We start from the raw sequence: 24,805 nt of genomic DNA, 5'->3' as shown, positions 1-24,805 counted from the left end.
ACACCGCCGCCTTCCCCGTGCACCTCAACCAGTCAGCTCAATCACATGGTCGCCGAATACATTCAACACGGCGCCGGCGGTCAGCTCTGTTCAGGCGAAGTAGTGGCCTTCCTCGAGGTCGGTGAGCAGGCCCGGCCGGGTGGGCTGCCATCCCAGCAGGGTGCGGGTGAGGTGAGCCGAGGCGGGGCCGTCGAGTCCCCAGAAGCCGCCGAGCCAGCCGACGTACTCGGGGGCCTGCTCAGGGGTGACGGAGACGGCCGGAATGCCCAGATATGCGGCGAAAACCGCGGCGACCTCGCGGATCGGGACGCCCTCGTCGCCGACCGCGTGCAGCACCGAGCCGGCCGGCGCGGATTCGAGGGCGAGGCGGAACAGGCGTGCGGCGTCGTCGCGGTGGACCGACGGCCAGCGGTTCGTGCCGTCGCCGACGTAGGCCGCGGCGCCTTTCTCGCGGGCGAAGTGGATCGCGGCGGGGATGAACCCGTTGTCCCCCTTGCCATGGGTGGCGGGCGGGAGCCGCACGACCGAGGAACGAACCCCGTGACCGGCGAGCGCCAGCGCGTAGCGGGCGTTGGCCATGCGCCCGCCGCCACCACTGATCGGACCCTGACCCCCTGCCGCCACGGCCAGCCCGTCGCGTTCGGTCGCGACGACTCCGGGCGGGACCCCGAGTACGCCGAGGATGCCGGAGGCGATGACGAACGGCTTGCCGCTGCCGGCGAGGGCCTCCCCGAAGGCCTCGATCGCCGCGCGGTCGGCGTCGGCAGCACCGGCATAGTCGCCGGCGAAGGCGATGTCGTGCTTGAACGCGAGGTGGATGACGCCGTCGGCCGCGGCGGCAGCGTCGCGCAGGGTGCCGAGGTCGTCCAGCGACCCCAGCCGGACCTCGACCCCGGCGCGCCGCAGGGCCTGGGCGGCGGCATCGGAGCGGGCGAGCGCGGTGACCGTGTGGCCGGCGATGGTCAGTTCGGGGACGAGCCCGCGGCCGATCCAGCCCGACGCTCCGGTGACGAAAACGTGCATGCGAAACCCTCCATGGTCGGCTGCCATTAATAGTACACTCGTTCTAGGAATGGCGGACCACCAGGTGGAGGCGGCGATGGCGGGGCGACCGGTCGATCATCGGCGACGGGCCGAGTTGCTCGATGCGGTGGTCGACTACACGGTCGAGCGCGGGTTCTCCGAGCTGTCGTGGCGGCCCGTCGCCACCGCCCTCGGCGTGTCGGCGACGACGCTGGTACACCATTTCGGCAGCAAGGAGCAGATGCTCGTGGCTGTCCTCGGACGCTTGCGGGAGCGCATGTCCGAGGCCACGAGCGCCCGGGACGGCGCGCGTCACGGCCTGGCCGCGGCGGCGCGCGAAGTGTGGACGCGGACCTCCCATCCGCGACGGGAGGCGGAGTTCCGGCTGTTCTTCGCGGTCTACGGACGCGCTCTCCAGGCGCCGCACCAGTTCGCGGAGTTCCTCGACCATGTGGTGGCCGACTGGAGGAACGCCCTGTGCGACGCCCAAGGACCGGGCACCGACCCGGCAACAGCCCGGCGCACGGCCACGCTGGTGATCGCGACGATCCGCGGGCTCCTGCTCGACCTGCTCGCGACCGGCGAGCGAGACCGGGTCCAAGACGCGGCGGAGACCTTCCTCGCCACGCTCGAGGACTCGCAGCTCAATGAAGGTGCAACAGCACCAGGTTCTTCAGCACGATCATGACGATTCCCAGCAGCGCCCCGACGCTCGTCAGCGCGACCAGCGGCCATCCCCGGAGCCGGGCCGCGCGGCAGGCCGACCAGGCATGCCAGACGAGCAGCACGACGGCCACGGCGAGACCGGCATTCGCCGCGGCGAGACTCGAGGCACCGGCGAGACGCGCCAGCACCGCCGCCAGCAGGGGCCCGAACGACGCGCTCACCATCGGCCAAGTCGCCGTGAGCTCAGCGCGGATCTGCCGTCGCCCGGGCAATTTCCCTGCTGTCACCTGCTCGCCGAGCAGATGCGCGTACTCCTCGGCAATCCAGTACACGAGCAGCGTGACCACCACCGCGACCGTGAGCGCGACGGTGGACAGCTGACTGCCCGCGGCCGTCAGGATCGCCGCGGTCACGATCACGCCGTAGATTCCAGCGGCGCGCAGCCTGCCGCGACGCTTCGCCGACGGGTCCACTTTGGACGGAGCTTGTCCGCCGTCCTGCTTCGTCACACGGCGAGCAGCTTCGACTTGGCCTGCTGGTACTCGTCCTCGGTGAGATCACCGTGGTTTCGCAGTCCGGCCAGCCGCTCCAGCTCACTGACCCGGTCGGGCGCGGCTGCCGACGGATCGGGCGACTGCGCCGCTTCCCGCACGTAGGACCGGAAGTCCTGCTCCTGGCGCCTGGCCCGCGCCAGCTCACGCTCCCCCATGCTGCGGCCACGCGCGATGAGGTACACGAAGACGCCGAGGAACGGCAGGATGCAGACGAAAATCGTCCAGCCTGCCTTGCCCCAGCCGCCGAGCTGATCGTCGCGGAAGATGTCGGCGATCACCCGGAACAGGAGCATGAACCACAAGACCCACAGGAAGAACCACAGGAAGGTCAGAAACAGGTTGAGCAACGGATAGTTCGACACGAGATACCTCCGATCACCGGTCTGCTGCTGATTGGCGGCCCGGTGCCGCCGCAGGTCCCGTTGGGGCGGGCGGCTCGCCGCCTAGGAACTGGATCACCCCGAGACAGACGACCAGGACCACGGCGATGACAAGCGCCGCCAGGCCGCTGGGCGGGCTGAGCAGGATGAACACGAGCACGGCCACGCCGACCGCGCCGGCACGCAGCGGAGTGCGATGGTCATACACCCAGCCGCCGACCTTCCCGGTCCGCAGCCCGGCCTTCGCACCGCTCCGGCGAAGCCAGGCGATCATCCGTGCCGACGCGGCCCGGATATGCACCGCGGTGACGGACGGGCCCGCGAGGAAGGCACCGAGACCGATCAGCACGCCGACCGCGAAGAACACCCGCAACCCGTCCCGCAGGAACCGGACGAGCAGGTCGTAGGAGTCGCTCACGGGTGCCGCCGAACGGCTGGGCACATTGCTGATCAGCACGCCCCGGACGACGAACAGCGCCACCGCGATCACCACCATGCCCGCGGCGATCCCGAACCCGGTGTTGAGCAGCGCACGCCGGTGCTGGCGAGCGAGATAGACACCCGCCGCGAGCAGCACCAGGGTGACCCACGGCAGCCAGGTCGCGACCGTGTCCAGCGTGTTGTACGCGGACCTCGCTTTGATCAGGGTCTTCGCGTCGCCTACCGCGAGGGTGGGATGCACGTCGGGTACGGCATTCACGGCGGTGAACCCGCCCGCGGCCAGCCGCTGCTTCGCGGCGGTGATGACCGGGCCGAGGTCCAGCTGCACCTTGTCGCCGGAGATGCTGATCGCGGAGGCATTGCCGGACAGGACGGCGTTGAGCTGCTGGTGGCCACCCCGCAGGGCCTGGTCCCAGGCTGACCGCACTTCCGGGCTCGCCACGAGGGTGGCGACCTGGCCGTGCACGAAGCCCTGCACGCTCGAAGCGAGCGGACCGGTGAGCGAACGCAGCCGGTCGGCGACCACCGGCGAAACTCCTTGCGCGGCAAGGACGTCCACTGCCTGATTCGCATACGCCTGCACGTCGACGTACCCGAAGATCGTCTCGGTGACGCGGTCGGTCACCGCGGCCTGCACCGATGGCTGCTCGATCAGCGGGCTCATCGTCGCGACGAACCGGTCGGTGTTCGTGACCTGGTTGTGCACCCAGACGGTGAGCAGCGACAGGGGCGCCAGCACGCAACCCAGAACGATCAGGAAGCCGGCCACGACGGACTTCCAGTTCGGCATCCGCCGGCGCCGCGGCGCCTGACGCAGTGACTCGACTTCTTTGCGCAAGCGGAGCAGTTCGGCCCGCTCGTCGTCGCCAAGTGGCGGCACGACCGTGGGGTCGGGATTGCCCGCAACCGTGTCGGACACGATCGGTCTCCTATCGGGGCAGCTCCGGTATGCGCTTCATCGAGACGACCTGCAGGTGGAGGTTGGCGAGCAGAGCGAGGATCCCCTGCAGGTGCGCCTCGTCGGTGACGGCGACGTACAGAACCGTCTCGGCCGGTGCCGGCACGATCCGCACGTCCTCGTACCCACCGAAGGCCTGCTGGGCGCGCTCCGACAGCCGGCCGTCGACCCGTACTTCGTACTGTTGATCAGTCACGACTGCGGTCCTCGTCAGGCCTCCGCCTCGGCGTCCGCCGTGATGACCGCCCAGATCACGAGGACGTCGAGCGCGATCACGATGATCGACCACAGCGGATACGCCGAGACGAACGCCAGGCTCGCCAGCGCGTTGAACCCCGCCAGCAGCACGGTGATCACGCGTGCCCAGGTCGCTCCGGTGAACAGCGCGCCACCGGTGATGACGACGAGCGCACCCAGGATCAGGTGCAGCCAGCCCCAGCCGGTGAGGTTGAGCACCAGCACCCCGGAGGGGCCTGTCACGTAGTAGGCGCTGTTGAACAGCGCGACGAGACCGATGATCACGTTGAACAGCCCGGCCACGATCATCATCACGCCGCCGAACATCAGCTTCCCGCTCCGGGGGTACTCGGTACTGACCGGTGCGGTGCGCGGTGGTGGCGGCATCTCCCTGGCTTCGGCCGTGCCGGGCGGCGGGTAGGCGTGCTGAGTCATTTTCGTTTCCCACTTCCGGATCGACGCTTTGGCACGATGGTCAACATTGCGGCGGATGGGCGCGCGGCTTCTTCGCCCATAGCGGATGAGATGCCGGTCAGCGTGCTGCTTGCGCGGCCCGCCTGGCCTGCGTACCCGGGGGCGACGTCGGTGCGGGCGGGCAACGGTGTCACGAGCGCGTCGATCTGCTGCCTGGCGGGGCCGGAAAGCTCACCTCCCGCAGATGACGCCGGCGCCCGGCCGGGATGCGGATGCTCGCGGCGCGCGGCTCCGTATGCCGTGCGGAACGGAGGGACACCCATGACGATCGGACCCGTACAGCTCGTCGTGCTCGGTTTTCCGCAGCCGGATTTCCACGGCGCGATCATCGCGGAACTGGACCGCCTGCGGGAGACCGACACCATCCGCGTGATCGACGCGCTGGCGGTGCACAAGAACGGCGACGGCGCGATCGAGGTCGCGCACCTGAGCAACATCAGCGATGAGGAGGCGATCGAGCTCGGCACCAAGATCGGCGCGCTGATCGGGCTCGGCATCGAGGGCGAAGAAGGCATGGAGGCCGGTGCGCTGGCCGGTGCGGAAGCCGCCGCCGACGGCGTCGATGTGTTCTCCGACGAAGAGGCCTGGGATGTGCTGTCGGAGATCCCGGACGGTTCCGCTGCCGCCTTGCTGTTGCTGGAGCACCGCTGGGCCATCCCGTTGCGCGACGCCATCGCGGCGGCCGGCGGCTTCCGCCTCGCGGACGGATTCATCAGCCCACTGGACCTGATCGGCATCGGTCTGGTCACCGCGGAGGAAGCAAAGCAGTTGCACGAGTTCGAAAAAGCCGAGCCCAGCCACACCTGAGAAGGAGGTAGCACCATGTTCGGATCTCGCAGGGTTGCTCGCCGCACGTCCCGGCGGACGGCGCGGCGCGTCGCGCGCCGGCGCTTCTGACCATGGCGGGCCGCGTGCCCGGCGAGGGGTACTCCCCGTCGCGCCGCGTGGCCGCCGCGATCGCGTTGCTCTGCCTGCCGGCGGCGGTCGCCGCGGTGGTGTGGAGTCTCGTCCGGAGCCCGCTCCAGCTCGCGCTGGGGCTGGCGCTGGTCGTCGTCGCGGTGCTCGCCGCCTGGACCGCGCTCGTCCACCACGGCATCTCCCGGCTGCTGGCCACCGTCGCGGCGGTGGTGGCGCTGGCCGCGACCACCGCGTTGCCCGAGGCTCGCGTGGTGGTGGTGCTCGCCGCGGTCACGGGCTTGACCGTGCTCGCCGCCGCCGCGGCCAAGTTCGCGATCGCCCGTGACCTCGCGCCGGCGACCAACGGGCATGCCGTCGGTCCCGCCCGCCACGGGGTCCTGTTGATGAACCCGAAGTCGGGCGGCGGCAAGGTCGTGCGCTTCGGTCTCGAACAGAAGGCCCGCGAGCTGGGGATCACTCCGATCGTGCTGCAACGCGGCGACGACCTGCGGAAACTGGCCGAACAGGCGGTGGCTGACGGCGCCGATGTGCTCGGCATGGCCGGCGGCGACGGGTCACAGGCGCTGACCGCGGACGTGGCGCGGCAGCACGGGGTGGCGTTCGTGTGCGTGCCGGCCGGGACCCGCAATCACTTCGCGCTCGACCTCGGCCTCGACCGCGACGACGTGCCGGCCGCGCTCGCCGCGTTCGGGGATGCCGTGGAGCGGCGGGTCGATCTGGCCCTGCTCGGTGATCGGGTGTTCGTCAACAACGTTTCGCTCGGTGTGTACGCGACGGTCGTGCAGTCCGCCGCCTATCGCGACGCCAAGCTGGCGACCACCACCCAGATACTGCCCGAACTGCTCGGCCCGGACGCGCCGGGCTTCGACCTGCGTTTCGCCCGCCCTGACGGCTCCCACGCGCGGACCGCCGACGTCGTGCTGGTCTCGAACGGCGTCTACCACCTGAACAGCTTTGCCGGACTCGGCACCCGGACCAGCCTCGAGGCCGGGGTGCTGGGCGTGGTGACCCTCGACGTGGACCGGGCCCGCGACGTTCCGGCCCTCCTGTCGGCGGAGGCCGCGGGAAAACCGGGCCGCTTCCGTGGCTACCACGACTGGACGGCGCGCGAGTTCGAGATCGGTTCCGGGCAGCCGCTGCTCGACGTCGGCGTGGACGGCGAGGCGCTGCGGCTGCCACCGCCACTCCGCTTCCGCTCCTTGCCCGGGGCGCTGCGGGTGCGGACTCCCGTCGATGCGGGCGCCGCTGCCGCCGCGCCACCGGTCCACTCCACCGCGGCCGTCACAGCCCTGTGGCGCGTCCTGCGCGATCGTCCAGTGCGCGGTCCAGAGTGAGCGCCGCGTCGATGAGCGACAGGTGGGTGAACGCCTGCGGGAAGTTCCCGATCTGCTCGCCGCTCAGCGCGATTTCCTCAGAGTACAGGCCGACATGGTTGGCGTAGGTGAGCATCTTTTCGAAGGCCTGCCGCGCCTCCTCGAGCCGGCCCGCCCTGGCGAGCGCGGAGACGTAGGCGAAGGTGCACAAGGAAAACGTGCCCTCCGTGCCACGCAGCCCGTCGGGTGAGGCGTCCGGGTCGTAGCGGTAGACGAGGCTGTCGGTGACCAGCTCGGCATCCATCGCGTCCAATGTGGACAGCCAGCGGGGGTCGCGCGGCGCGACGAACCCGACCGTCGGCATCCGCAGCAGCGAGGAGTCGAGGACTTCCGTGTGGTAGTGCTGCACGAACGCCCGCCGGTTCTCGCTCCAGCCGTGCCGCATCACCTGGTCGTAGATGGCGTCCCGCTCGCGTGTCCAGTGCTCGAGCGGTGCCGGGCGCCCGTGCGCCATCGCCAGCCGAATACCCCGGTCCAGCGCGACCCAGCACATCAACCGGCCGTAGGTGAAGGGCTGCCTGCCGCCGCGGGTTTCCCAGATGCCCTCCTCCGGTTGATCCCAGTGCTCGGCGACCCAGTCGAGGACCTCCCGGATGGCCTGCCAGCCGCGGTAGGGCACCGTGAGCCCGGCCCGGTCGCCGACGAACGCGCTGTCGAGCGCCTCACCGTAGATATCGAGCTGGAGCTGTTCCGCCGCACCGTTGCCCAGCCGTACCGGGCGCGACCCGCGATAGCCCGACCAGTGCTCGACGATCTCCTCCTTGAGGTCCGAGGAGCCGTCGACGCGGTACATGATGTTCAGCGGTCCGCCTTCTCCCCCGACGTGCTCCCGGATCCGGTCGCCGAGCCAGAACCCGAACCGCTCCGCCTCCTCGACGAAACCGAGCGCCAGCAAGGCATACACCGAGAAGGACGCGTCCCGGATCCAGGTGTACCGGTAGTCCCAGTTCCGTTCGCCGCCGACCTGTTCGGGCAGCGCCATCGTCGGCGCGGCGACCAGGCCTCCGGTCGGGGCGTAGGTCATCAGCTTCAAGGTGATGGCGGACCGGGCCACCACCTGGCGCCACCGTCCGCGGTAGGTGCACCGGGCGAGCCACGACCGCCAGTAGCCCACCGTTTCGTCGAACAGGCGCTGGAAATCCGCCACCCGGATCTCGCGCGGCGGGCCGTCGGCTTGCGACTCGAGGACCATGCCGCGCACCTGCCCGGCCACGAGGTCGAGTGTGGCGTGCAGGTCGCCGTCCTCGACGCTGACCCGGGCCAGCCGCTCGTCGTCGGGCTCCCGCACGGTGTGCAAGGTGAGTGCCAGCTGGTCGGTCGCGAAGACCGCGCCCTGCTCGGTGAGGTTCGCGGTGTGCGCGCGACGACCGTAGTCGAACCGGGGCGCCACGTCGATGTCGAAGCTCATCCGGCCTCGCACGCACCGGAGCATGCGCACGAGCCGGTGACGGCCGGTGGCGACCTCACCGGCAGGCGGCATGAAGTCCACGACTTCGCCGACCCCTTGTTCGGACAGGAACCGGGTGATCACCACGGCGGAATCCGGGTAGTACATCTGCTTCGTGACATACCCCGCCCCCGCAGGGCGGACCCGGAAGTGCCCGCCACGGTCCTCGTCGAGCAACGCACCGAACACGCTCGGCGAATCGAAACGCGGGCAGCAGAACCAATCGATCGAGCCGTCGGTGCCGACAAGCGCGGCGGTCTGCAGATCCCCGATCATCCCGTGGTCGGCGATCGCCGTCTCGGTCATCGTTACCTCCACAATGGACTCACTGGTCTGTGGCAAGCGCACCCGCGAGCATGGCGTGACGCATCACCCCGGACAGACGAACCGCGACGCCTCGCGAGTTGCACGTTGCGTGCGCGCGAGTTGCACCTTCCAGGCGCGCGAGTTGCGCGTTGCGTGCGACGGGGAGGCGCAACTCATGCGACCGGAACGCGCAACTCACAGAACGGGAACGCACAACTCGCGACGTCTCACCCGTGACAGGCGAAGGAAACCTTTGGCCGGCAAGCAATCCTGGCCTCCACCGCTGCCACGGCCGTCGGCAGCCTGGCAGCTGGAGTGCGATGATGACCGACCTACCGAGCCAGGAAGGCGAACGCAGCGGCCGCAGGTCCGTCGCGACCGGGCTGGTCTGGTTGTGCCCCACCGCTTTGCTGATCGCGGAGGTCCTGCTTGCCGGGCATGTCCGGCCGCTCACCGTCGTGGTGTCGCTGGCCGCCGCGTTCGCGTTGCTGACGCGGCGGCTGTGGGGCCGGGTCGCGACGGTTGTGCTGGCACTGGCCGGTGCGCTCTCCCACGCGACGCTGGTGCCGGCCGACTCCCGGTGGCTCGCGATCATCGCGCTCGATCTCGCGGTGGTGGCCGCCGTCGTCCTGTCGGGCCGACCCGGCACGGAGCACTGAGCGGCGTGGCGGCGGCGGAAGGAACCTACGAGTTCCGGGTCAACGGCGAGCTTTCCGAGCGGATCTGCGGCATCGTGGCCGACTTCAGCGAGATGCGGATCGTAGCGGCCCCTCCGGAAACCCTCATCTACAGTCGCGCGCCCGACGTGCTGCACCTGCGCGCGATCCTGCGGTTGTGCGAACAACTCGGCCTGCGCGTCCTGTCCGTGCAACGGGTCCCCGATCCGCGAGGCGTGCGGTAGCCGGCCGCACGCGGCGTCATCCCCCGGTCGTCGCGGTCGGGGTGGCGGCGACCTGGCAGCTGGCCGCGGCGTCACGCAGTGCGGCCAGCAGGTCGTTGGCACCCGCTCGCATCCCCGCCACGTCCGGTGGTTGCGCCCCGGCCGCGTCGACCACCCGTTGCAGCGCGGCCTTGGCGTCGTTGAGCCGCGGGCCGGCCTGCGCCCCGACGGCCTGCTGGGCGGAGTCGATGGCGCTCGACATCTGCGCCGCGGCCGTGCGCACCTGGTCCCGGGACGCGGTGCCCTGGATCAGCTGGCCCACGGTGGTGGCCAATGCCTGCCCGCTGGCCACCAGGTCCGCGCATACCGGCCGGGTCGGGGAAGTCGCCGGAGCTGGCGGCGCGCTCGTCGCCGCGGGGGCGGGGGACGGAGTGGCCGTGCCCCCGTTGCCGGACTGACAGGCGGCCACGACAAGGCTCACCACCCCGGCCAGCACCGCCGCCGTCACCCGCCGCCCGCTCGCAACCACGGCACTCACTTCCCGCCGCCCGGGGAAGTCGCCCTGTCCCGCACCGCGTCGGCCAATGCCGCGTGGTCGCGTTCGTTCTGGTCGGCGTACACGCGCGCGAACTCGCCGATCGCCCGGTCGAAACACGGTCCGGAGCCCAGGTACGAGCCGATCGCGATGGCATCCCCGGTACGGGCATGGGCCCTGGCGAGGGTCCAGCCACACAACCGGCCATACGCCCGCATCCCCACCGGGTCCATCGTCTCGATGTCCGCCGATCCCTTCCAGTCCCGCAGCTGCCGGACGTAGAAGTCCCTGATCTCACCGTCCAGGCCGGTGGCCCGCACCCAGCCCAGGAAGATGTCGCCGACCGCCTGCATCAGACGCTGCCCCACGACCACGCGCTCACCGGAGTTGCCGAACGCACTCGGGCCCAGATAGGCCTCCAGCACCGACGGGCCCGCTTCCTTCGCCTGGAGGAACAACGGGTCCTGGTCGTCGTTGCCCAGCAGGAGCAGCATCCAGCAGCGGGTGCCCACACTGCCCACACCGACGACCTTCCGCGCGAAATCGACCACCCGGTACCGGTCCAGCAGCAACCGCCGATCCGGTTCCAGGGTCTCCCGGTACATCGCGAGCATCTCCTGCAGCTCCGCGATCACCGCCGTCGCCCGCTCGCGGGGGAAGCCGAGGTCCTCCACCCGGACGACCAGCGGCGGATCGGAGGCGATCCGCGGTTGCCCGCCGCCGACTTCGGTGAACTTGCGCAACGCACCCAGGTTGTCTTTCGCACGCGCCTTCGCGGTGGTCTGCGACAGTTTCTTCCGGCGCGCCGCGCTCAACTGGCGGGCATAGGTGGACCGCACGGTGTCCACGTCCGCGTGGGCGTACCAGACTTCCAGCACGGGCCACCCGGAGAATTCGCGCATCGCGAGCCGGTACTCCGCGACGGCCCCGGTCACGATCTCCAGCCGTTGCTTACGCGTGTAGCCGTTATCGCGCCCGGCGATCTCGAGGCTCGCGGCGAGCCGCTTGACGTCCCATTCCCACGGCCCTGGCAACGTCTCGTCGAAATCGTTGATGTCGAACACCAGGCGCCGTTCCGGCGAGGCGAACAAGCCGAAGTTCGACAGATGCGCGTCGCCGCAGGCCTGCACGGTGAAGCCGGTCCGCGGGCTGCCCGCCAGGTCACTGGCCATCGGCAGCGCCGCCCCGCGGAAATAGCTGAACGGTGACAGCGCCATCCGCTCGTCCCGGATGGGCAACAGCTCCGGCACCCGGCTGGCACCCTGCCTGGACAGCAGCTCCAGCGGAGCCGGCGCCGTGGGATCCCGGTCGTATTCGGCGTGCCGGGAGCGCGGTAGAGCCGAGCGCGCCTTCTTCCCCCGTGCGGCCCGTTCCGCCGGCGTCACCACGTCACGCCGGACAGCGGCGGCGGCTTCCCTTATCGAGGTGGCCACGGCTCAGCCCTCGTGCCGGGCCGTCGACCACTTCAGTTCGACCTCGAGCTCGACTTCGTCGCCGTCGACCTCGAGCTCGATTTCGCAGCGGACGTGATCGGGCACGTGCATCTTGACATTGCTGCTGCCCAGGGAAACCACGACTTTCTCGCCGTCGGCCAGCGCCGCGGCGAGGGTCGACAACCGGCGGGCGGCCTCTTCCCGGGTCAGCAGCTCTTCGCGTGTCACTTCGAGTGTGGACATGCCCCGAAGCGAACGCCGGCCCGGACCCGACTGCCTCACCCGCGGCGGATGAGGCGCGCAAGCCCAGGGCGCCCGCCAATGCCCCTCATGGATATGGCATCGGCACGCACACTCTCCCACCGGTACCTGGCTCGCGCGTTGCCGCAACGATGGGCGCACGTGCAAGCGACGGCCCGCGTGGCCTGGCGGATCGGTTCCCGGCTCCTGGCCGGCGAGGAATGCGATCTGCTTGTCGCCGCGGCAATCCTGCATGACATCGGGTATGCCCGGCCACTGGTGGTTTCCGGGTTCCATCCGCTCGACGGCGCGCGATTCCTGCGCCGCTCAGGGGCGCCGCCGCGGCTGTGCGCACTGGTCGCACACCACTCCGGCGCCGCGGCCGTGGCGCGGTTACGAGGTCTCGCCGACGAGCTCGCGGAATTTCCCGACGAGGCGACGACTCTGCGCGATACGTTGTGGTACTGCGACATGTCCGTGAACGCCAGCGGGGAGCCCGTCACGTTCGAACAGCGCATCGCCGACATCCGCGCCCGGCACGGAGGCGACTCGTCCGTCGTGCGTGCCCTGGACTCCGGTGGCCTCCAAGCGCGGGCAGCGGCGATCGGGCGGGTGCGGCACCAGCTGGCCTCGCCGGTGACGCAGCCCGTCTGACCGGCTCAGTCCTCGGGCAGCTTCATCTCGCGCCCGTGCGCGACGATCGCGTAGATGACCAGGACGTCGAGCGCGATGATCGCTATCGACCACACCGGATACGCCGCGATGAAACTCAGGTTCACGATCGCGGAGATGCCGGCGAGGATGACACCGACCACCCGCGCCGCGGTGTTGCCTGTCAGCAGCCCGATACCGACGATGACGGCCAGCACGCCCAGCCCGAACTGCACCCAGCCCCACACGGTGTAGTCGACGTTGACCACCAGGCCCGACGAGCTGACCAGGTAGTAGCCGTGGTCGAACACGGAGACGAGACCTTCGATCGCGTGGAACAGGCCGAGCAGGACCAGCATGATCCCGCCGAACGCGACCCAGCCCGTCCAGCCGGTCCGCGTCGGTTCCTTGATCGTGTTGTCGTGATAGGCGTCAGTCATGACATCCTCCCTGCGCTTGGGATCGACTCCCGCGAGGATCAGCCACTGGCCGGCACCTTCGGTTCATCACTGGCGGATGAGATGAGCGCCGCGACCGGTGAGGCACGCTGGTGGAGATCCGAGCCCAAGGAGGAGGAGATGGCACAGACGTCAGCGACCGACCGGACGGGAACCACGACGAAGCACCTCGGCACGTGGACCGGCTGGGTCGCCTTCGGCGGGGTGATGCTGATCCTGCTCGGCTTCTTCCACGCCATCCAGGGCATCGTCGCCGTGTACGACCGGGGTTACTACCTGGTGAGCTCGTCGGGCCTGGTGGTCCACGTCGACTACAACGTCTGGGGCTGGGTCCACATCGGACTCGGCGTGGTGGCCGTACTGGCCGGGATCGGCGTCCTCTTCGGCAACGCTGCCGCGCGCGTCGCGGCCATCGTTCTCGCCGGCCTGAGCGCGCTGGTCAACCTCGGCTTCGTCGCGGCATACCCGGTCTGGTCGATCGTGGTCATCGCGGTGGACTTCATCGTGATCTACGCGATCGTCGCCCACGGACGAGAGCTGCGGCTCCGCTGAACCGGCCCACCGGCCTACCGGAAAAGGTGCCGGCCGTTCCCGCTACGCCGGGGGCGGCCGGCATCGTCGACGGACAGGTGCAACAGCCCGGCGAGCCACCTCGTCCGAGGATCCATGTCCAGCAGGACCGACCGCACCAAGAGCGTCACCGGAATCGCGAGGATCGCGCCGAGCGGCCCGAGTACCCAGGACCAGAACACGAGCGCGAGGAACGTCACGGTCGCCGACAGCCCCACGGAATCCCCGACGTAGTACGGCTGGATGAGGGACTGGATCACCAGGTTGAACAGGCAGTAGACGCCGATGACGGCGACCATCGGGCGCCAGCCGCCGTCCAGCAGCGCGAGTAGCGCGGGCGGGATGAGCCCCAGCAGGAACCCGACGTTGGGGATGTAGTTGGTGACGAAGGACAGCAGTCCCCACAGCACCGCCAGTGGCACCCCGATGATCGCGAGTGCGGTCGTGTCCAGCACGGCGACGATGAACCCGAACACGGTGGTGACCACCAGATAGCGTCGCGTGCGCGTCGCGAACCCGATGAGCGCCGCCCCGGTCGCCGGGCGTTCCCGGGTGAGGGCGGTCATCCGGTCGCCGAACCCACCGGCCTCCGCGCTGAGGAAGAACAACAGTGCCAGCACGAAGATCAGGTCGCTCAGCACGCCGGTCAGTCCACTCAGGACGGAGCCGAGATACGGCGCCAACTTGGCGAGGTCCAGTGACCGTGCGACGTCGCGCACCTGCTCGATGCCGACGCCGGCCCGCGCGAGCGCATCGGTGGCCCTGGCGACGAGTTCGTCGAACCGGCCCGCGTACTGCGGCAGCAGCGTGACCAGCTTCCCCAGCGACACGAAGACCACCAGGCCGAAGCCGATGATCAAGCCATAGACGAGCACCAACAGCACCAACGTGGCCGACCACGCCGGGAACCCGCGCCGCCGGAGTGCCCGCTGTACCGGGGCGACGGCGATGACGATCACGAGGGCCAGCAGAACCGGCGTGAGCAGCCACGCCGTCGCCCGCATGCCGGCCACCGTGACGGTCGCCGCGGCCAGGCCCAGCAAGATGACCACGGCCCGGGGCAGGCCCGGTCCGCCGCGCCCGCCGGCCTCGGTGAAGGTGTGGACCCTCAGCTGTCGGTCCGTCATCAGGGGGACGCTAACCACGCCGCGGCGCCGCACCTCACCCGAAGACGAGGAGGTCAGGCGAGGCCGCGCTCCCGTGCGGTCAGCACCGCCGCGCGCCGGCTGTTCACGCCGAGTTTCGCGTAGATGGCACGGACATGCGTCTTGATGGTGTTCACCGAGACGGCCAGGTCGGTGGCTACCTCGTCCAGTGAACGTTGCGCGCCGAGATGCGACAGCACCACGTGCTCCCGCCGGGTCAGCAATCCTTCCTGTTCCTCGCCGGTCGTGGCGACGGCACGGCGGACCCGGGCAGCGAAGGCGTCCGCGGCGCCGAAGCTCCCGATCTGGTCCACGAGCAACCGGCGCACCAGCGGGTCGGCCCACCGGAAAGGCCGGACCAGCCCGGCCGGCTCCGCGAGCCGCAGCGCGGCGTCCAGCTCCGCGCGGGCCATGGTGCGCTGTGCCGAGCACATCGCCACGGCACTGCGCAGCAGATGACCCTCGACCACCGTTTCGGTGAGCAACGCGGGTCCGCTCTCGTCGAGAGTGCGCACGGCGCGGCCCAGGCTGCCCCGGGCGAACTGCGACCACGCCGTCATCAGGGCCGCTTCCCCCGTCGTCCCGGCCCGCCGCTGCGTCCACCGCAAGACCTCGCCCACGGTCGTGTCCTGCCCGAGCAGCAGCGCGCACCGATACTCGACGAGCGCACCCGCGGCGGCGAACTCCGGCAGCAGGGAGCGATCGGCGAGCGTCCGCCGCGCCTGGCCGATGAGTTCCAGCGCGCCATGGCGGTCGCCCAGGTCGAACCGGGCGCCGCCCTCGACGACCGCGGCCAGGTACGACAGGCGGGGTCCGGCCCGGCCGATCGCGTCCTTCGCGGCGTTGGTCTCCGCGACGGCGGCCGCGGGCTCGAGGCGCTGCAAGTGAGCGAATCCGAGCATCAGCTGCGCGATGCCCAGGCACAGCGAGGAAGGCCGGCCGTTCGCGTCGGCGATCGCGACGGCCTCGGTGGCCGCTTCGGTCAGACCGCTCAGGTCCCCGTCGAGCCCCGCCGCTGTGCCGCGGGCAAGCAGCACATGCAGCGTGAGGTAGTCCAGGCCGAGACCACGGGCGATCTGCTGGACCACGTCCAGCTCCCCCCGTGCCGCATCCCGGTTGCCTGCGCACAGGGACGTCCAGCCGCCGAGCAGGCGTGCCCACATCTCCAGCCCCGGCTGGTCGTGCCCGGTCACGACACCGGACCAGCCGGGCACCGCCGGCTGACGGGGTTCGCCCCGCACCACGTCGTACGTCGATCCGACCAGGCCGCGCAACGGATCTGGCGCGCCGTCGGGTTCCGGCATCGTGCCGGCGTGCGCCAGGTGTGTGCCGGCGGCCTCGACCTCGCCTCGCTCGAGGTCGGTCAGTGCCGCGATGAGTGTCAGCCGCCGGTCTCCGTCGACGACCGCGGTACCCGCCGCGGACAGTGCCTGCCCGACGATGTCGTGGTCGCCGTTGAGCAGCAGGCCCACAGCGTAATCACGCAGCAGCGCGATGACCGTGTCGGTCTCCTCCGCCTTCGTCGCATGGGCAACGGCCGCCCGCGGCAGCTCTTCCGCGGCGAACCAGGTGGCCGCCGCGTGGTTGAGTTCCACCGCGCGGTCGGGCAGCCGCCGGTCCAGGTCGCCCCGCAGGTACGCCCGCAGCAGGGGATGCACGCGATACCAGTGCCGTTCGCTTCCGATGCCCATCACCAGCGAGCTTTCGCGCTCCAGCTCGTCGAGAATCACTCCGGCGTCTTCGCGGCTGGACAACTCGGCCGCGAGCGAGGGCGCCACCTCGTCGCACACACTCACCGCCGCCAGGAAATCCTTGGTTCCCGCCGGCAGGTCCGCCAATACCTCACAGACGAGATAGTCGGCGACGGCCCGGTCGTCGCAGGCGAAGTCGTCGAGGAAGGCGTTACGGTCCGGCGTCCGGCGCAACGACCGCGCGGCGAGCCGGAGTCCGGCCGCCCACCCGTCCGTCTGCTCCACGAGCCGATGCAACTGACGCCCGGTCAAGCGCACGCCGCTCGTCTCGAGCAACGCCGCCGCATCGGGTTCGGAGAAGCGGAGGTCGCTGGCACGCAGCGCGCGAAGGCGTTCCTGCAACCGCAACCGGGCCAGCGGCAACGGCGGGTCGAGCCTGCTGGAGAGCACCAGCCGCAGCGGCCCGGGCTGATGCCGGATCAGGGTGGCGATCCCATGCAACGTCTCGGGGTCGACGATCTCGTGGAAATCATCGAGCACGAGGCAGAACGGCTCGGTCAGCGCCTCGAGCCCGTCGGTGAGCTCGGCAAGGAATCCCGCAATGTCGTCCGGGTGGGGAAAAACTGTCCGAAGTGGACCGTCGGCGGGCAGGATCCCGTGTTCGCGCAACGCATGCAACGTCGCGGCCCAGAACCGTACCGGGGTGTTGTCGGTGTGGTCCAGCGACACCCACGCCTTGGCGGGGGTGGCACAGGCGGTGAACCAGTCCGCCAGTAACAGGGTCTTTCCGTAACCGGCCGGCGCGCACACCGTCGTGACCGGCGCCTCCGCGGCATGTTCGAGCCGGCCCAGCAACGCTTCCCGTCTGACGAACCCCGCGGGAACGTGCGGTACGGCGATCTTCGGATGGGGTATTTCGGCCACGCTTCGCCGGGCCCCTTCACCATCTCGGCCCGTCCGCCTCATACCCGGCGAGATTATTCGGGCGAATCACCGCGGCCCAGGGCCATTGGTCACTTCGGCCGCACTTTCCAGCAATCCGCGTGCCATCGCGACGGTCACCGCGTCACGACGTCGCCGTACCCCGAGTTTCTGGTAGATCGAGCGGACATGTGTTTTCACGGTGTTCGAGGAAATGGTCAGATCCTTGGCGATCTCCTCGAAGGAGCGCAACGTGGGCAGCAGGCTCAGCACGGTACGTTCGCGCCCCGTCAACGGCAGCGGAATCACCGGAATCCGCTCTGCACGCCGGACTTCGAGCGCCCGCGCCGCCACGTCCTGCAAGCCGCCCAGCTTGCCGAGCCGGCCGACCAGCAGATCGGTGATCACCGGTGACGCGAAAACGAGCGGGTACAACGCATCCAGGCGCCCGGCCAGCGACAGTGCTTTCCGCAGTGCCCGGTGGGCGCTCGTTTCGTCGTCGGTGAACAGCGAGACTTCGGCGCCGAGCAGCCACGCGTCGATGATCGTCCACGGCAGCAGCAAGGTTTCCGGGGCGTCCAGCAGCGGCCGGAGCAGTGCGTCCGCGGCCATCGGACGGCCCAGCGCGAACTGGGTCCTCGCCCGCATCAGCGTCAGCTCGCCACAGTCGGGCGCCGCGGCCCGGACCCAGGCCACGGTTTCCCGCGCGGCTTCCGTCCAGCCGAACCGGACGGCCGCCCGATGCTCCAGCACCGCGCTGAGCACCACCTGCCCCACGGAGAGCCGGCCGCCGGCACGGGCGCTCGTCCTGGCTTCGGCCAGCTGGGTCAGGCCCTCGGTCCACTCCCCCGTTTCGAAGCGGGCCGAGCCGGCGAGGGCACCGAGCAGCACGGACAAACCATGGCTGGCGGGCGGCACGCTGCCGTCGACCAGGCGCATGGCGTGTTCCGCGTGCCGCCGGCACTCGGCGGGCCGCCCGAGCAGCAGCTCCCGGTACCCCACCATGGCCGACGCGGTGGCCGCGGCCATGGTGTGCTGCCAGCCCTTGTCCTCGGCCTCCCGCAGCACCTGCGCGGAAAGCCGGCCCATCAGCCGGAAGTCCCCGGCGGTCGCGGCGACGCCGCTCAGCGCGGCGAGACATTGCAGCGCCACGTAGTCCTGCTCGTTCTCCCGAGCGCCGCCGAGGGCGGCCTCCAGCTGGTGTTGCGCGGCTTCGCGCCGTCCCGCGGCGATCAAAGCGGTGCCTCGATGCAGCATCCTGAGCGGGTCCAGGACTTGCTCCGCTTCGCCGCGCTGGAACCCGTCAGTGCTGCGGAGCATGTCGCCGACGTCGCCGGCGAGCTCGGCGATCCGGGCCTTGACGAGCACGCGCAATTGCTCGGCCTCGGCCGGGGCCGGCACGGCCCAGGCGGCCTCGGCGTGGGCCAGATCGACTTCGGCGCTGGTCGCCTCACCTTCTTCCAGATGCAGCAACGCCGAGACGAGCCCGAGCAGGCTGTCGGCCACGACGACGTCTTCGCCGAGCACAGCCAGCGCGCGAGCCAGCAGGTCGTGCTCGCCCGCCAGCGCCAGCGGCAGGGCCAGCCGCCGCAGCGCCGCCACGACGTGGTCCGCGTCGCGGGTCTGGATGAGCTGGGCGAGCGCCTCGATCGGGCGGCCGTGTTCGGCGAACCAGGCCGCCGCGTGCCGGTGCAGCACCGCCGCCTGACCGGGCAGCTGCCGGTTGAGGCCGGCGAGCAGGTAGGACCGCACCAGCGCGTGCACCCGGTACCACCGCCGGCGGCTGCTCACCCGCATGACCAGCGACGTGGTCCGCTCAAGGACGTCGAGCATGACACCGGCGTCATCGCGTCCGGACAGGGTGCGCGCCAGCTCTACGGTCACCTCGTCCGGCACGCTGATCGCGCGGAGGAACTCCAGCAGTTCGGGCGGCAGCCGGGAGAGCACCTCGTCGAGCAGGTAGTCCGCCATCGCCCGGTCGTTCTCGGCGAACTCGGCGAGGAACCGGCCGCGGTCCTCGGTCTCGCGCAGGGAAAACGTGGCCAGTCTCAGTCCCGCGGCCCAGCCTTCGGTCTGCTGGACGAGTTCGGCGAGCTGGTCGGGGCTGAGCTCCACTCCGGCGGCGGCGAGCAGTTTGTAAGCCTCGGGCCCGGAAAACCGCAGATCGTCGGCGCGGATCTCGGCGAGCTGGTCGGTGAGCCGGAGCTTCGCCAGCGACAGCGGCGGATCGCGCCGGGTGATCAGCACCAGCCGCAGCGCGGGCGAGTGCTGCCGCAGCACGGTTTCCAGGCCCTCCAGCGGCCCGTCCCCGTCGATCTCGTGCAAGTCGTCGAGCACCAGCCACACCGGGTGCGGCAGCTCATCCAGCGCGTTGACCACGGCACCGGTGAAATCGAGGTCGCGGCTCGGGCGTGCGGGCACCGGGAGATGGTGGACGGCATTGCCCGGCGGCACGCCCCGGCAATACTCGAGTGCCTTGAGAATCCCCGACCAGAACCGGCGATCGTCGTTGTCGTCCGGGTCGAGCGAGACCCAGGCGGTGTCCTCGGCATGGCGCAGCCGCACCCACTCGGCCAGCAACAACGTCTTGCCGGAACCGGCGGGGGCACTCACCACGATCGCGGTGGCGTCCTGTGCCTGATCCAATGCGGACAGTAGGCGTGGCCGGGAAACATAACCAGGTGGGACGTCGGGCACCACGACCTTGGCCCTGGGCACTCGCCGTCTCGCCTCACCCCGGCTTCTGTCCACCATCTGCCACCCCGCACCCACTGTGACATCGGGCCGGGCCACGCGGCCAGCGCTTGGGCGGCATTTCATCAGTCGAGGGGAGAACCCCGTCCTTTACGGGTGAGCCACGCCCGGCCGGCGTCGCACACGATGCGCGGATGGCTGCTCCGCCCACCCCCGCTTCGCTGCGGACAGTGCTCGTGCCACTCGCCCTCGCGCAGTTCATCTGCAGCTTCGCCGGGTCGAACATGACGGTGATGATCAACGACATCAGCCACGACCTGCACACCACCGTGCAGGGTGTGCAGATCTCGATCACGCTGTTCCTGCTCGTCATGGCCGCGTTGATGATCCCCGGCGGCAAGGTGACCGACCGCTACGGCCGCAAGCGCTGCTTCCTGGCGGGGCTGGTTCTCTACGGCATCGGAGCGGTGCTGAGCGCGGTCGCACCAGGCCTCGGCGTGCTCATCCTCGGCAACTCGATCTTCGAAGGCGTCGGCACGGCGTTGCTCATCCCGCCGGTGTACATCCTCACGACGCTGCTGTTCACCGACTTCGCCGGACGGGCTCGCGCGTTCGGCGCGATCATGGCGATGGCCGGTGTCGGGGGCGCCGCCGGTCCGCTGATCGGTGGCCTCATCACCTCCGCCATCAGCTGGCGGGCCGCGTTCGTCTTCCAGGCACTGGTCATCGTGGTGATCATCGTCTTCAGCCGGAAGATCGGCGATCCCCTGCCGCCCAATCCCTCGCGACGGCTCGACATCGGCGGCACGGTGTTGTCGGCCACCGGGCTGGTGCTGATCGTCATGGGGATCCTGCTGGCCAAGGTCAACGTCTGGCTGATGCTCGCCTTCCTGCTCGCCGGCGGGCTCGTGATGCTGTGGTTCTTCCTGTGGATCCGGGCGAAGGAACGGGCGGGGCGCGAACCGCTGATATCGATCGGGCTGTTCCGCAACCGCACCGCGAACCTCGGCATGGTCACGCAGAACATCCAGTGGCTGCTGCTCATGGGCACTTCGTTCGTGGCGGCGACCTATCTGCAGGTCGTGAAGGGCTACAGCGCGATCGCGACCGGCGTGATCTTCACTTCCGCCACGGTGGGACTGCTCGCGTCGTCACTGTCCGCCGGGCCGATGGCCAAGCGCTATTCGCAGCGGACACTCATCGTCGCGGGCTTCGCGGTGACGATTCTCGGCGCCGGTGTCCTGCTGGTGACAGCCTGGTGGCTGCCCAGCCCGTGGGCCTCGAGTCCTGGGCTGCTGCTGATCGGACTGGGGCTCGGGGCGATGCTGACCCCGTCGGTGAACGTGGTGCAATCCAGCTTCGGCGAGGCCAAGCAGGGCGAGATCTCCGGACTGTCGCGCAGCGTGTCCAACCTGGGCTCATCGCTGGGCACCGCCATCGCCGGCACGATCCTCGTCATCGGCCTCACGTCGCACGCCTACGCCGCCGCGGTGATCACGCTCGCCGGGATCGGGCTGATCGGTCTTGGCGCCGCCGCCCGGCTCCCCCGCGGACAGGTCGCGGGCACCAACCCTCAGGATGACCCGGCATATCGCGAGTAGTCGGTGTATCCCCCGGTACCTCCGCTGCGAGTTGCGGCCCGCGTGTCAGAACTGGGCGAAGATATGCCCACGCGCTCCGCGTCAGAGGCGCTTGTCGAGGAAGTCGTGGATGAGTTTCGCGACCTCGTCGAAGCTGCTCTCCAGCAGGAAGTGGCCGCCGTCGAAGAGGTGGATCTCTGCGTCGTCCACATCGCGGGCGAAGGCGCGCGCACCGTCCGGCCCGAAGATGGGGTCGTTTTCGCCCCACACAGCCAAAACCGGGACCTGCTCGGCACGCAGATACCGGTGCAGCACCGGATACAGCGGCGGATTGGTCGCGTAGTCGAGGAACAGCTTGAGCTGCACCTTGTCATTGCCGGGGCGCGAGATGAACCGGTGGTCGTGGCGCCACGTATCGGGGCTGACCAGACTCTCGTCGCGCACGCCCGAGACATACTGCCATTTGATGGCGTCTTCGGTCAGGGCCACGCGCAACGCTGCTTCGGTTTCCGCATTCTGTTCCCGGTGGTAGTCCCAGATCGGCTGCCAGAAGTCCGGCACGAACCCCTCGTCATAGGCGTTCCCGTTCTGCGTGACGATCGCGGTGACCGCGCTGCGATCCCGCAGCGCCAGCCGCCACGCGATCGGGGCGCCGTAGTCCTGGACGTACACGGCGTATCGGGACACACCGAGCTGCTCCAGCAGTCCCGCGGTCAGTTCCGCCAGCGCGTCGAAGGTGTAGTCGAACTCCTCGACGTCCGGAGCGTCCGACAGGCCGAACCCGAGGTGGTCGGGCGCGATGACGTGGTAGCGGTCGGCCAGAGACGGGATCAGGTTGCGGAACATGAACGAACTGGTCGGGTAGCCGTGCAGCAGCACGATCGCCGGCCCGTCGACGGGCCCTGCTTCCCGGTAGAACAGCCGGCGGCCCTGGACGGTGGCGTATCGGTGGTGGACGTCGGGCATCTCTCTAACCTCCGAAGTGAATAACGGTAGTTAGAGGCAAGCAGAGAGCGCCTGACCTGTCAACGTTACGAAAGGGGTTAGGTTCACCCCCACTTGCTGCCGGCGCCGGGCGCGAAGTAGTGCCACTGGTCCAGGTCCTCGAGCAGGCCCGGCTCGCGCGGAACCCAGCCCGTCAGCTCGCGGGTGATGGCGCTCGTGGCCGGGCCGTCGATACCGAGGAACATCCCGAGGTAACCGAAATGCTCGTCGACCTGCCCGGCCGGGATCGAACGCACCGGGACATCGAGATGACGGCCGATGACCTCGGCGATGGCACGCACCGGGATGCCCTCGTCGGCTACGGCGTGCAGCACGGATTCCGCCGGTGCCACCTCGATCGCCAGCCGGAACAGGCGCGCGGCATCGCGGACGTGCACCGCCGTCCAGCGCGCCGCCCCATCGCCCGGATAACCGGAAATCCCGTGCTTGTGGGCGATTTCGACGAGGGTGGCCATGAAGCCGCCATCGCCTTCTCCGTGGACGGTCGGCGACAGCCGCACGACCGACGGCCGCACGCCGCGCCGGGCGAGCGCGAAAGCAGCCGTCGACGAGGGCTGCCGGGCCTCGCTCACGCCGCCCGGGACCGGCAGGTCGCGCTCTGTCGCGGGGACCCCGTCCCGCGCGTGCCCGAGCATGCCCGCGGCAATAGTGATCGCGCCGCCGGACGGCAGCCCCGACCCCAGAGCCTCGATCGCGGCGGCGTCCGACGCGACGGCCTCGGCGAAGCGCCCGCTGAACGCGATGTCGTGCCGGAAGGCGAGGTGCACGACGGCATCCGCCGCCGCGGCGGCCTCGCGCAGCAGGGCGACGTCCTCGACCGAGCCGCGAACGACTGCGGCGCCCCGCGCCTCGACGATGGCGGCCGAGCCGTCCGACCGGGCGAGTCCCGTGACCTCATGCCCCCGCGCCGACGAGCTCGGGGACGACCGCGGAGCCGATCCATCCCGATGCCCCGGTGACGAACACGCGCACAACAACACCTCCACTATTATTTCGCACACCCGAACGAAGAAGTTCCGATACATCCCACGCTAACAGCAGCCGAGCCGGTGATCCAAATCTGATTCGGCATGGCGAACATTCCTGCACAGAATGGATTTCCGCCGGTTTCGGTGGCCGCAATTCGCGGCCCGCCTCGTTGTGCTCGGCCGCCCGCCCGGTGCAAGCGCCCGCAATGCGGATTCGGCGGCGGCGCCACCGACCGGATCGATCACGACATCAGCCCCGCCCCGGCGCGAGCGGGACCCGGTATCGCACCGCGAACAGCATCGTGGAGTAATTCTCGATGGCGCCGGCGGCGACGGCCGGATCCACGTGGCCGGGGATCGGGCTCGTCGAGTATCTCCAGTGAGACCGGTGTCGAGAAGGCCGCGACTACGGCGCGACGCATGACGTTCAGCGCGGGCGGCGAACCGACCAGGCCGCCTGGCGCTTCTCGCGGAACGCCGCCAATCCTTCGGCCTTCTCGTCCCTGGCGTCGATGGCGGCGTCGGCCCGCCGGGTCAGGTCCCAGCCGAGCTCGTCGTGCACGCCCGCCGCGTCGTCGACGGCGTGCAGGGTGGCGGTCACGGCGGCCGGCGAGTTGGCGGCCACGGCTTCGGCGATCAGCAGCGCCGCCTCTTCCGCCCGGCCGTCCTCGACCAGCTCCGACACCAGCCCCAGCGTGTACAGGCGCTCAGCGGTGACCGGCCTTCCCGTGAGGAGCAGCTGGCGCGCCACCATCGGCGGAAGCACCCGCTGGCCCCGGAACAGCGCGCCGCAGTTGGCGACGAGGCCATGGGACACCTCCGGGAGGGCGAATCGTGCCGAGCGCCCCGCCACCACGATGTCGCAGGCCATCACGATCTCGAAACCACCGCCGTAGGCCACGCCCTCGACGGCCGCGATAAGCGGTGTGGACCGGCGGCGCGCGATGAGGCCGTACGGTCCGCCCCGGGGCGTCGGCTCCCCCGGCCCGTCCGTCAGGTCGGTCCCCGCACAGAACATGTCCGGACCACCGGTCAGCACGCCGGCCCGCAGGCCCGGGTCGTCGTCGAGCTCGTTCAACGCCGCGTCGAGGGCGTGCGCCATCGCCGCGTCCACCGCATTGCGCTTCGCGTGCCGCACCATCCGGATGACCAGCACGTCACCCCTGCGTTCGACATCGACCCGGTGGTCCTCACGACGCGCCATCGACTCCCACTTCCCCTCTGCGAGGTGATCGTGCGGCGACTCTGCCCGACCGC

24 protein-coding genes and 1 pseudogene are annotated in these 24,805 nt (G+C 70.1%); 8 read left to right on the top strand and 17 right to left on the bottom strand.

Annotated elements, in window-relative coordinates; translation table 11 throughout:
- Window positions 1–90 precede the first annotated feature (90 nt).
- Window positions 91–1,023 carry an SDR family oxidoreductase gene (locus GKO32_RS14610; protein WP_154757396.1) on the bottom strand — a complete coding sequence of 311 codons (933 nt, stop codon included), beginning with the start codon at window positions 1,021–1,023 and terminating at the stop codon, window positions 91–93.
- Between the two features lie 49 nt (window positions 1,024–1,072).
- On the opposite strand from GKO32_RS14610, the gene GKO32_RS14605 reads away from it, so the two are divergent.
- Window positions 1,073–1,711 (top strand): TetR/AcrR family transcriptional regulator, encoded by a 639-nt coding sequence (locus tag GKO32_RS14605; protein ID WP_246243705.1) that lies wholly within the window; start codon window positions 1,073–1,075, stop codon window positions 1,709–1,711.
- On the opposite strand, the gene GKO32_RS14600 is transcribed toward GKO32_RS14605, so the two are convergent.
- The 5 genes from GKO32_RS14600 to GKO32_RS14580 are packed head-to-tail and all read right to left on the bottom strand — an operon-like array spanning window position 1,668 to window position 4,694.
- Entirely contained in the window at window positions 1,668–2,198 is a 531-nt protein-coding gene (locus GKO32_RS14600) for a hypothetical protein (RefSeq protein WP_312867925.1), read from the bottom strand. The two genes, GKO32_RS14605 and GKO32_RS14600, sit on opposite strands and share 44 nt — an antisense overlap.
- On the bottom strand, window positions 2,195–2,605 hold the full coding sequence (locus tag GKO32_RS40165) for an SHOCT domain-containing protein (RefSeq protein ID WP_312867924.1): 411 nt from the start codon (window positions 2,603–2,605) through the stop codon (window positions 2,195–2,197). Before GKO32_RS40165 ends, GKO32_RS14600 begins: the two co-directional genes overlap by 4 nt.
- 13 nt (window positions 2,606–2,618) lie before the next feature.
- Complete coding sequence (locus GKO32_RS14590; RefSeq protein ID WP_154757395.1) at window positions 2,619–3,983, bottom strand: hypothetical protein; 1,365 nt, start codon at window positions 3,981–3,983, stop codon at window positions 2,619–2,621.
- A gap of 10 nt (window positions 3,984–3,993) precedes the next feature.
- Window positions 3,994–4,218 (bottom strand): DUF8691 family protein, encoded by a 225-nt coding sequence (locus GKO32_RS14585; RefSeq protein WP_312867922.1) that lies wholly within the window; start codon window positions 4,216–4,218, stop codon window positions 3,994–3,996.
- Window positions 4,219–4,232: 14 nt separating this feature from the next.
- Window positions 4,233–4,694, bottom strand: a complete 462-nt coding sequence (locus GKO32_RS14580; protein ID WP_376765960.1) for a DUF7144 family membrane protein — start codon at window positions 4,692–4,694, stop codon at window positions 4,233–4,235.
- Between the two features lie 300 nt (window positions 4,695–4,994).
- Here GKO32_RS14580 and GKO32_RS14575 point away from each other — a divergent pair, with 300 nt between their 5' ends.
- The gene (locus GKO32_RS14575) at window positions 4,995–5,540 is read left to right on the top strand and encodes a hypothetical protein (protein ID WP_154757394.1); all 546 of its coding nucleotides are present in this window, start codon (window positions 4,995–4,997) and stop codon (window positions 5,538–5,540) included.
- A 92-nt stretch (window positions 5,541–5,632) separates the two neighbouring features.
- The gene (locus GKO32_RS14570) at window positions 5,633–6,985 is read left to right on the top strand and encodes a diacylglycerol/lipid kinase family protein (protein WP_154757393.1); all 1,353 of its coding nucleotides are present in this window, start codon (window positions 5,633–5,635) and stop codon (window positions 6,983–6,985) included.
- On the opposite strand, the gene GKO32_RS14565 is transcribed toward GKO32_RS14570, so the two are convergent.
- Window positions 6,933–8,777: a glycoside hydrolase family 15 protein gene (locus GKO32_RS14565; protein WP_154757392.1), complete on the bottom strand. Its 1,845-nt coding sequence runs from the start codon at window positions 8,775–8,777 to the stop codon at window positions 6,933–6,935. The genes GKO32_RS14570 and GKO32_RS14565 overlap by 53 nt on opposite strands.
- 323 nt (window positions 8,778–9,100) lie before the next feature.
- Here GKO32_RS14565 and GKO32_RS14560 point away from each other — a divergent pair, with 323 nt between their 5' ends.
- Both GKO32_RS14560 and GKO32_RS14555 read left to right on the top strand, forming a co-directional pair.
- Window positions 9,101–9,436: a DUF7144 family membrane protein gene (locus tag GKO32_RS14560; protein ID WP_154757391.1), complete on the top strand. Its 336-nt coding sequence runs from the start codon at window positions 9,101–9,103 to the stop codon at window positions 9,434–9,436.
- Window positions 9,437–9,441: 5 nt separating this feature from the next.
- Window positions 9,442–9,678, top strand: coding sequence for a DUF8691 family protein (locus GKO32_RS14555; RefSeq protein ID WP_154757390.1), 237 nt, complete (start codon window positions 9,442–9,444; stop codon window positions 9,676–9,678).
- 16 nt (window positions 9,679–9,694) lie between these two features.
- Here GKO32_RS14555 and GKO32_RS14550 read toward each other — a convergent pair whose 3' ends face one another.
- Genes GKO32_RS14550 through GKO32_RS37980 form a run of 3 tightly spaced genes read right to left on the bottom strand, consistent with a single transcriptional unit; the run spans window position 9,695 to window position 11,868 of the window.
- Complete coding sequence (locus GKO32_RS14550) at window positions 9,695–10,195, bottom strand: hypothetical protein (RefSeq protein ID WP_154757389.1); 501 nt, start codon at window positions 10,193–10,195, stop codon at window positions 9,695–9,697.
- A complete protein-coding gene (locus GKO32_RS14545) occupies window positions 10,192–11,625 on the bottom strand; it encodes a DUF2252 domain-containing protein (protein WP_312867921.1) in 1,434 nt (477 codons plus the stop codon). The genes GKO32_RS14550 and GKO32_RS14545 overlap by 4 nt, the downstream gene beginning before the upstream one ends.
- A gap of 3 nt (window positions 11,626–11,628) precedes the next feature.
- Complete coding sequence (locus GKO32_RS37980) at window positions 11,629–11,868, bottom strand: amphi-Trp domain-containing protein (RefSeq protein ID WP_166459555.1); 240 nt, start codon at window positions 11,866–11,868, stop codon at window positions 11,629–11,631.
- 87 nt (window positions 11,869–11,955) lie between these two features.
- Here GKO32_RS37980 and GKO32_RS14535 point away from each other — a divergent pair, with 87 nt between their 5' ends.
- Window positions 11,956–12,519 carry an HD domain-containing protein gene (locus GKO32_RS14535; RefSeq protein ID WP_246243704.1) on the top strand — a complete coding sequence of 188 codons (564 nt, stop codon included), beginning with the start codon at window positions 11,956–11,958 and terminating at the stop codon, window positions 12,517–12,519.
- A 5-nt stretch (window positions 12,520–12,524) separates the two neighbouring features.
- Here GKO32_RS14535 and GKO32_RS14530 read toward each other — a convergent pair whose 3' ends face one another.
- The gene (locus GKO32_RS14530; protein WP_154757387.1) at window positions 12,525–12,956 is read right to left on the bottom strand and encodes a DUF7144 family membrane protein; all 432 of its coding nucleotides are present in this window, start codon (window positions 12,954–12,956) and stop codon (window positions 12,525–12,527) included.
- Between the two features lie 138 nt (window positions 12,957–13,094).
- Between GKO32_RS14530 and GKO32_RS14525 the strand changes: the two genes are divergently transcribed.
- Window positions 13,095–13,526, top strand: coding sequence for a DUF7144 family membrane protein (locus GKO32_RS14525; RefSeq protein ID WP_154757386.1), 432 nt, complete (start codon window positions 13,095–13,097; stop codon window positions 13,524–13,526).
- 14 nt (window positions 13,527–13,540) lie between these two features.
- Here the strand turns inward: GKO32_RS14525 and GKO32_RS14520 are convergent, their stop codons facing one another.
- From GKO32_RS14520 to GKO32_RS40155, 3 genes are all read right to left on the bottom strand, one after another.
- On the bottom strand, window positions 13,541–14,671 hold the full coding sequence (locus GKO32_RS14520; protein ID WP_154757385.1) for an AI-2E family transporter: 1,131 nt from the start codon (window positions 14,669–14,671) through the stop codon (window positions 13,541–13,543).
- Between the two features lie 53 nt (window positions 14,672–14,724).
- Window positions 14,725–17,304 (bottom strand): winged helix-turn-helix domain-containing protein, encoded by a 2,580-nt coding sequence (locus GKO32_RS40160; RefSeq protein WP_166459554.1) that lies wholly within the window; start codon window positions 17,302–17,304, stop codon window positions 14,725–14,727.
- Window positions 17,305–17,370: 66 nt separating this feature from the next.
- Window positions 17,371–20,019 carry a winged helix-turn-helix domain-containing protein gene (locus GKO32_RS40155; protein ID WP_166459553.1) on the bottom strand — a complete coding sequence of 883 codons (2,649 nt, stop codon included), beginning with the start codon at window positions 20,017–20,019 and terminating at the stop codon, window positions 17,371–17,373.
- Between the two features lie 170 nt (window positions 20,020–20,189).
- On the opposite strand from GKO32_RS40155, the gene GKO32_RS14505 reads away from it, so the two are divergent.
- Window positions 20,190–21,596 (top strand): MFS transporter, encoded by a 1,407-nt coding sequence (locus GKO32_RS14505; protein WP_154757382.1) that lies wholly within the window; start codon window positions 20,190–20,192, stop codon window positions 21,594–21,596.
- 81 nt (window positions 21,597–21,677) lie between these two features.
- On the opposite strand, the gene GKO32_RS14500 is transcribed toward GKO32_RS14505, so the two are convergent.
- The 3 genes and pseudogenes from GKO32_RS14500 to GKO32_RS14490 all read right to left on the bottom strand — a co-directional run bounded on the left by GKO32_RS14500 (window position 21,678) and on the right by GKO32_RS14490 (window position 24,752).
- A complete protein-coding gene (locus tag GKO32_RS14500) occupies window positions 21,678–22,541 on the bottom strand; it encodes an alpha/beta fold hydrolase (protein ID WP_154757381.1) in 864 nt (287 codons plus the stop codon).
- 83 nt (window positions 22,542–22,624) lie between these two features.
- Window positions 22,625–23,552 (bottom strand): annotated as a pseudogene (locus GKO32_RS14495) (SDR family oxidoreductase).
- A 423-nt stretch (window positions 23,553–23,975) separates the two neighbouring features.
- A complete protein-coding gene (locus tag GKO32_RS14490; RefSeq protein ID WP_154757380.1) occupies window positions 23,976–24,752 on the bottom strand; it encodes an enoyl-CoA hydratase-related protein in 777 nt (258 codons plus the stop codon).
- Window positions 24,753–24,805 lie beyond the last annotated feature (53 nt).

The organism is Amycolatopsis pithecellobii, from assembly GCF_009707865.1.
Classification (GTDB): Bacteria; Actinomycetota; Actinomycetes; order Mycobacteriales; family Pseudonocardiaceae; genus Amycolatopsis_E; species Amycolatopsis_E pithecellobii.
Note: the sequence above shows the minus strand (reverse complement) of the source record. Positions and strands in the feature narration are given on the sequence as shown.

Coding starts and splice junctions, on each gene's coding strand:
- GKO32_RS14575 (WP_154757394.1), top strand. CDS start 4,995: ATGACGATCGGACCCGTACAGCTCGTCGTGCTCGGTTTTCCGCAGCCG.
- GKO32_RS14535 (WP_246243704.1), top strand. CDS start 11,956: ATGGATATGGCATCGGCACGCACACTCTCCCACCGGTACCTGGCTCGC.
- GKO32_RS14500 (WP_154757381.1), bottom strand. CDS start 22,541: ATGCCCGACGTCCACCACCGATACGCCACCGTCCAGGGCCGCCGGCTG.
- GKO32_RS14570 (WP_154757393.1), top strand. CDS start 5,633: ATGGCGGGCCGCGTGCCCGGCGAGGGGTACTCCCCGTCGCGCCGCGTG.
- GKO32_RS14560 (WP_154757391.1), top strand. CDS start 9,101: ATGACCGACCTACCGAGCCAGGAAGGCGAACGCAGCGGCCGCAGGTCC.
- GKO32_RS37980 (WP_166459555.1), bottom strand. CDS start 11,868: ATGTCCACACTCGAAGTGACACGCGAAGAGCTGCTGACCCGGGAAGAG.
- GKO32_RS14520 (WP_154757385.1), bottom strand. CDS start 14,671: ATGACGGACCGACAGCTGAGGGTCCACACCTTCACCGAGGCCGGCGGG.
- GKO32_RS14505 (WP_154757382.1), top strand. CDS start 20,190: ATGGCTGCTCCGCCCACCCCCGCTTCGCTGCGGACAGTGCTCGTGCCA.
- GKO32_RS14490 (WP_154757380.1), bottom strand. CDS start 24,752: ATGGCGCGTCGTGAGGACCACCGGGTCGATGTCGAACGCAGGGGTGAC.
- GKO32_RS14530 (WP_154757387.1), bottom strand. CDS start 12,956: ATGACTGACGCCTATCACGACAACACGATCAAGGAACCGACGCGGACC.
- GKO32_RS14525 (WP_154757386.1), top strand. CDS start 13,095: ATGGCACAGACGTCAGCGACCGACCGGACGGGAACCACGACGAAGCAC.
- GKO32_RS14605 (WP_246243705.1), top strand. CDS start 1,073: ATGGCGGACCACCAGGTGGAGGCGGCGATGGCGGGGCGACCGGTCGAT.
- GKO32_RS14610 (WP_154757396.1), bottom strand. CDS start 1,023: ATGCACGTTTTCGTCACCGGAGCGTCGGGCTGGATCGGCCGCGGGCTC.
- GKO32_RS14580 (WP_376765960.1), bottom strand. CDS start 4,694: ATGACTCAGCACGCCTACCCGCCGCCCGGCACGGCCGAAGCCAGGGAG.
- GKO32_RS14565 (WP_154757392.1), bottom strand. CDS start 8,777: ATGACCGAGACGGCGATCGCCGACCACGGGATGATCGGGGATCTGCAG.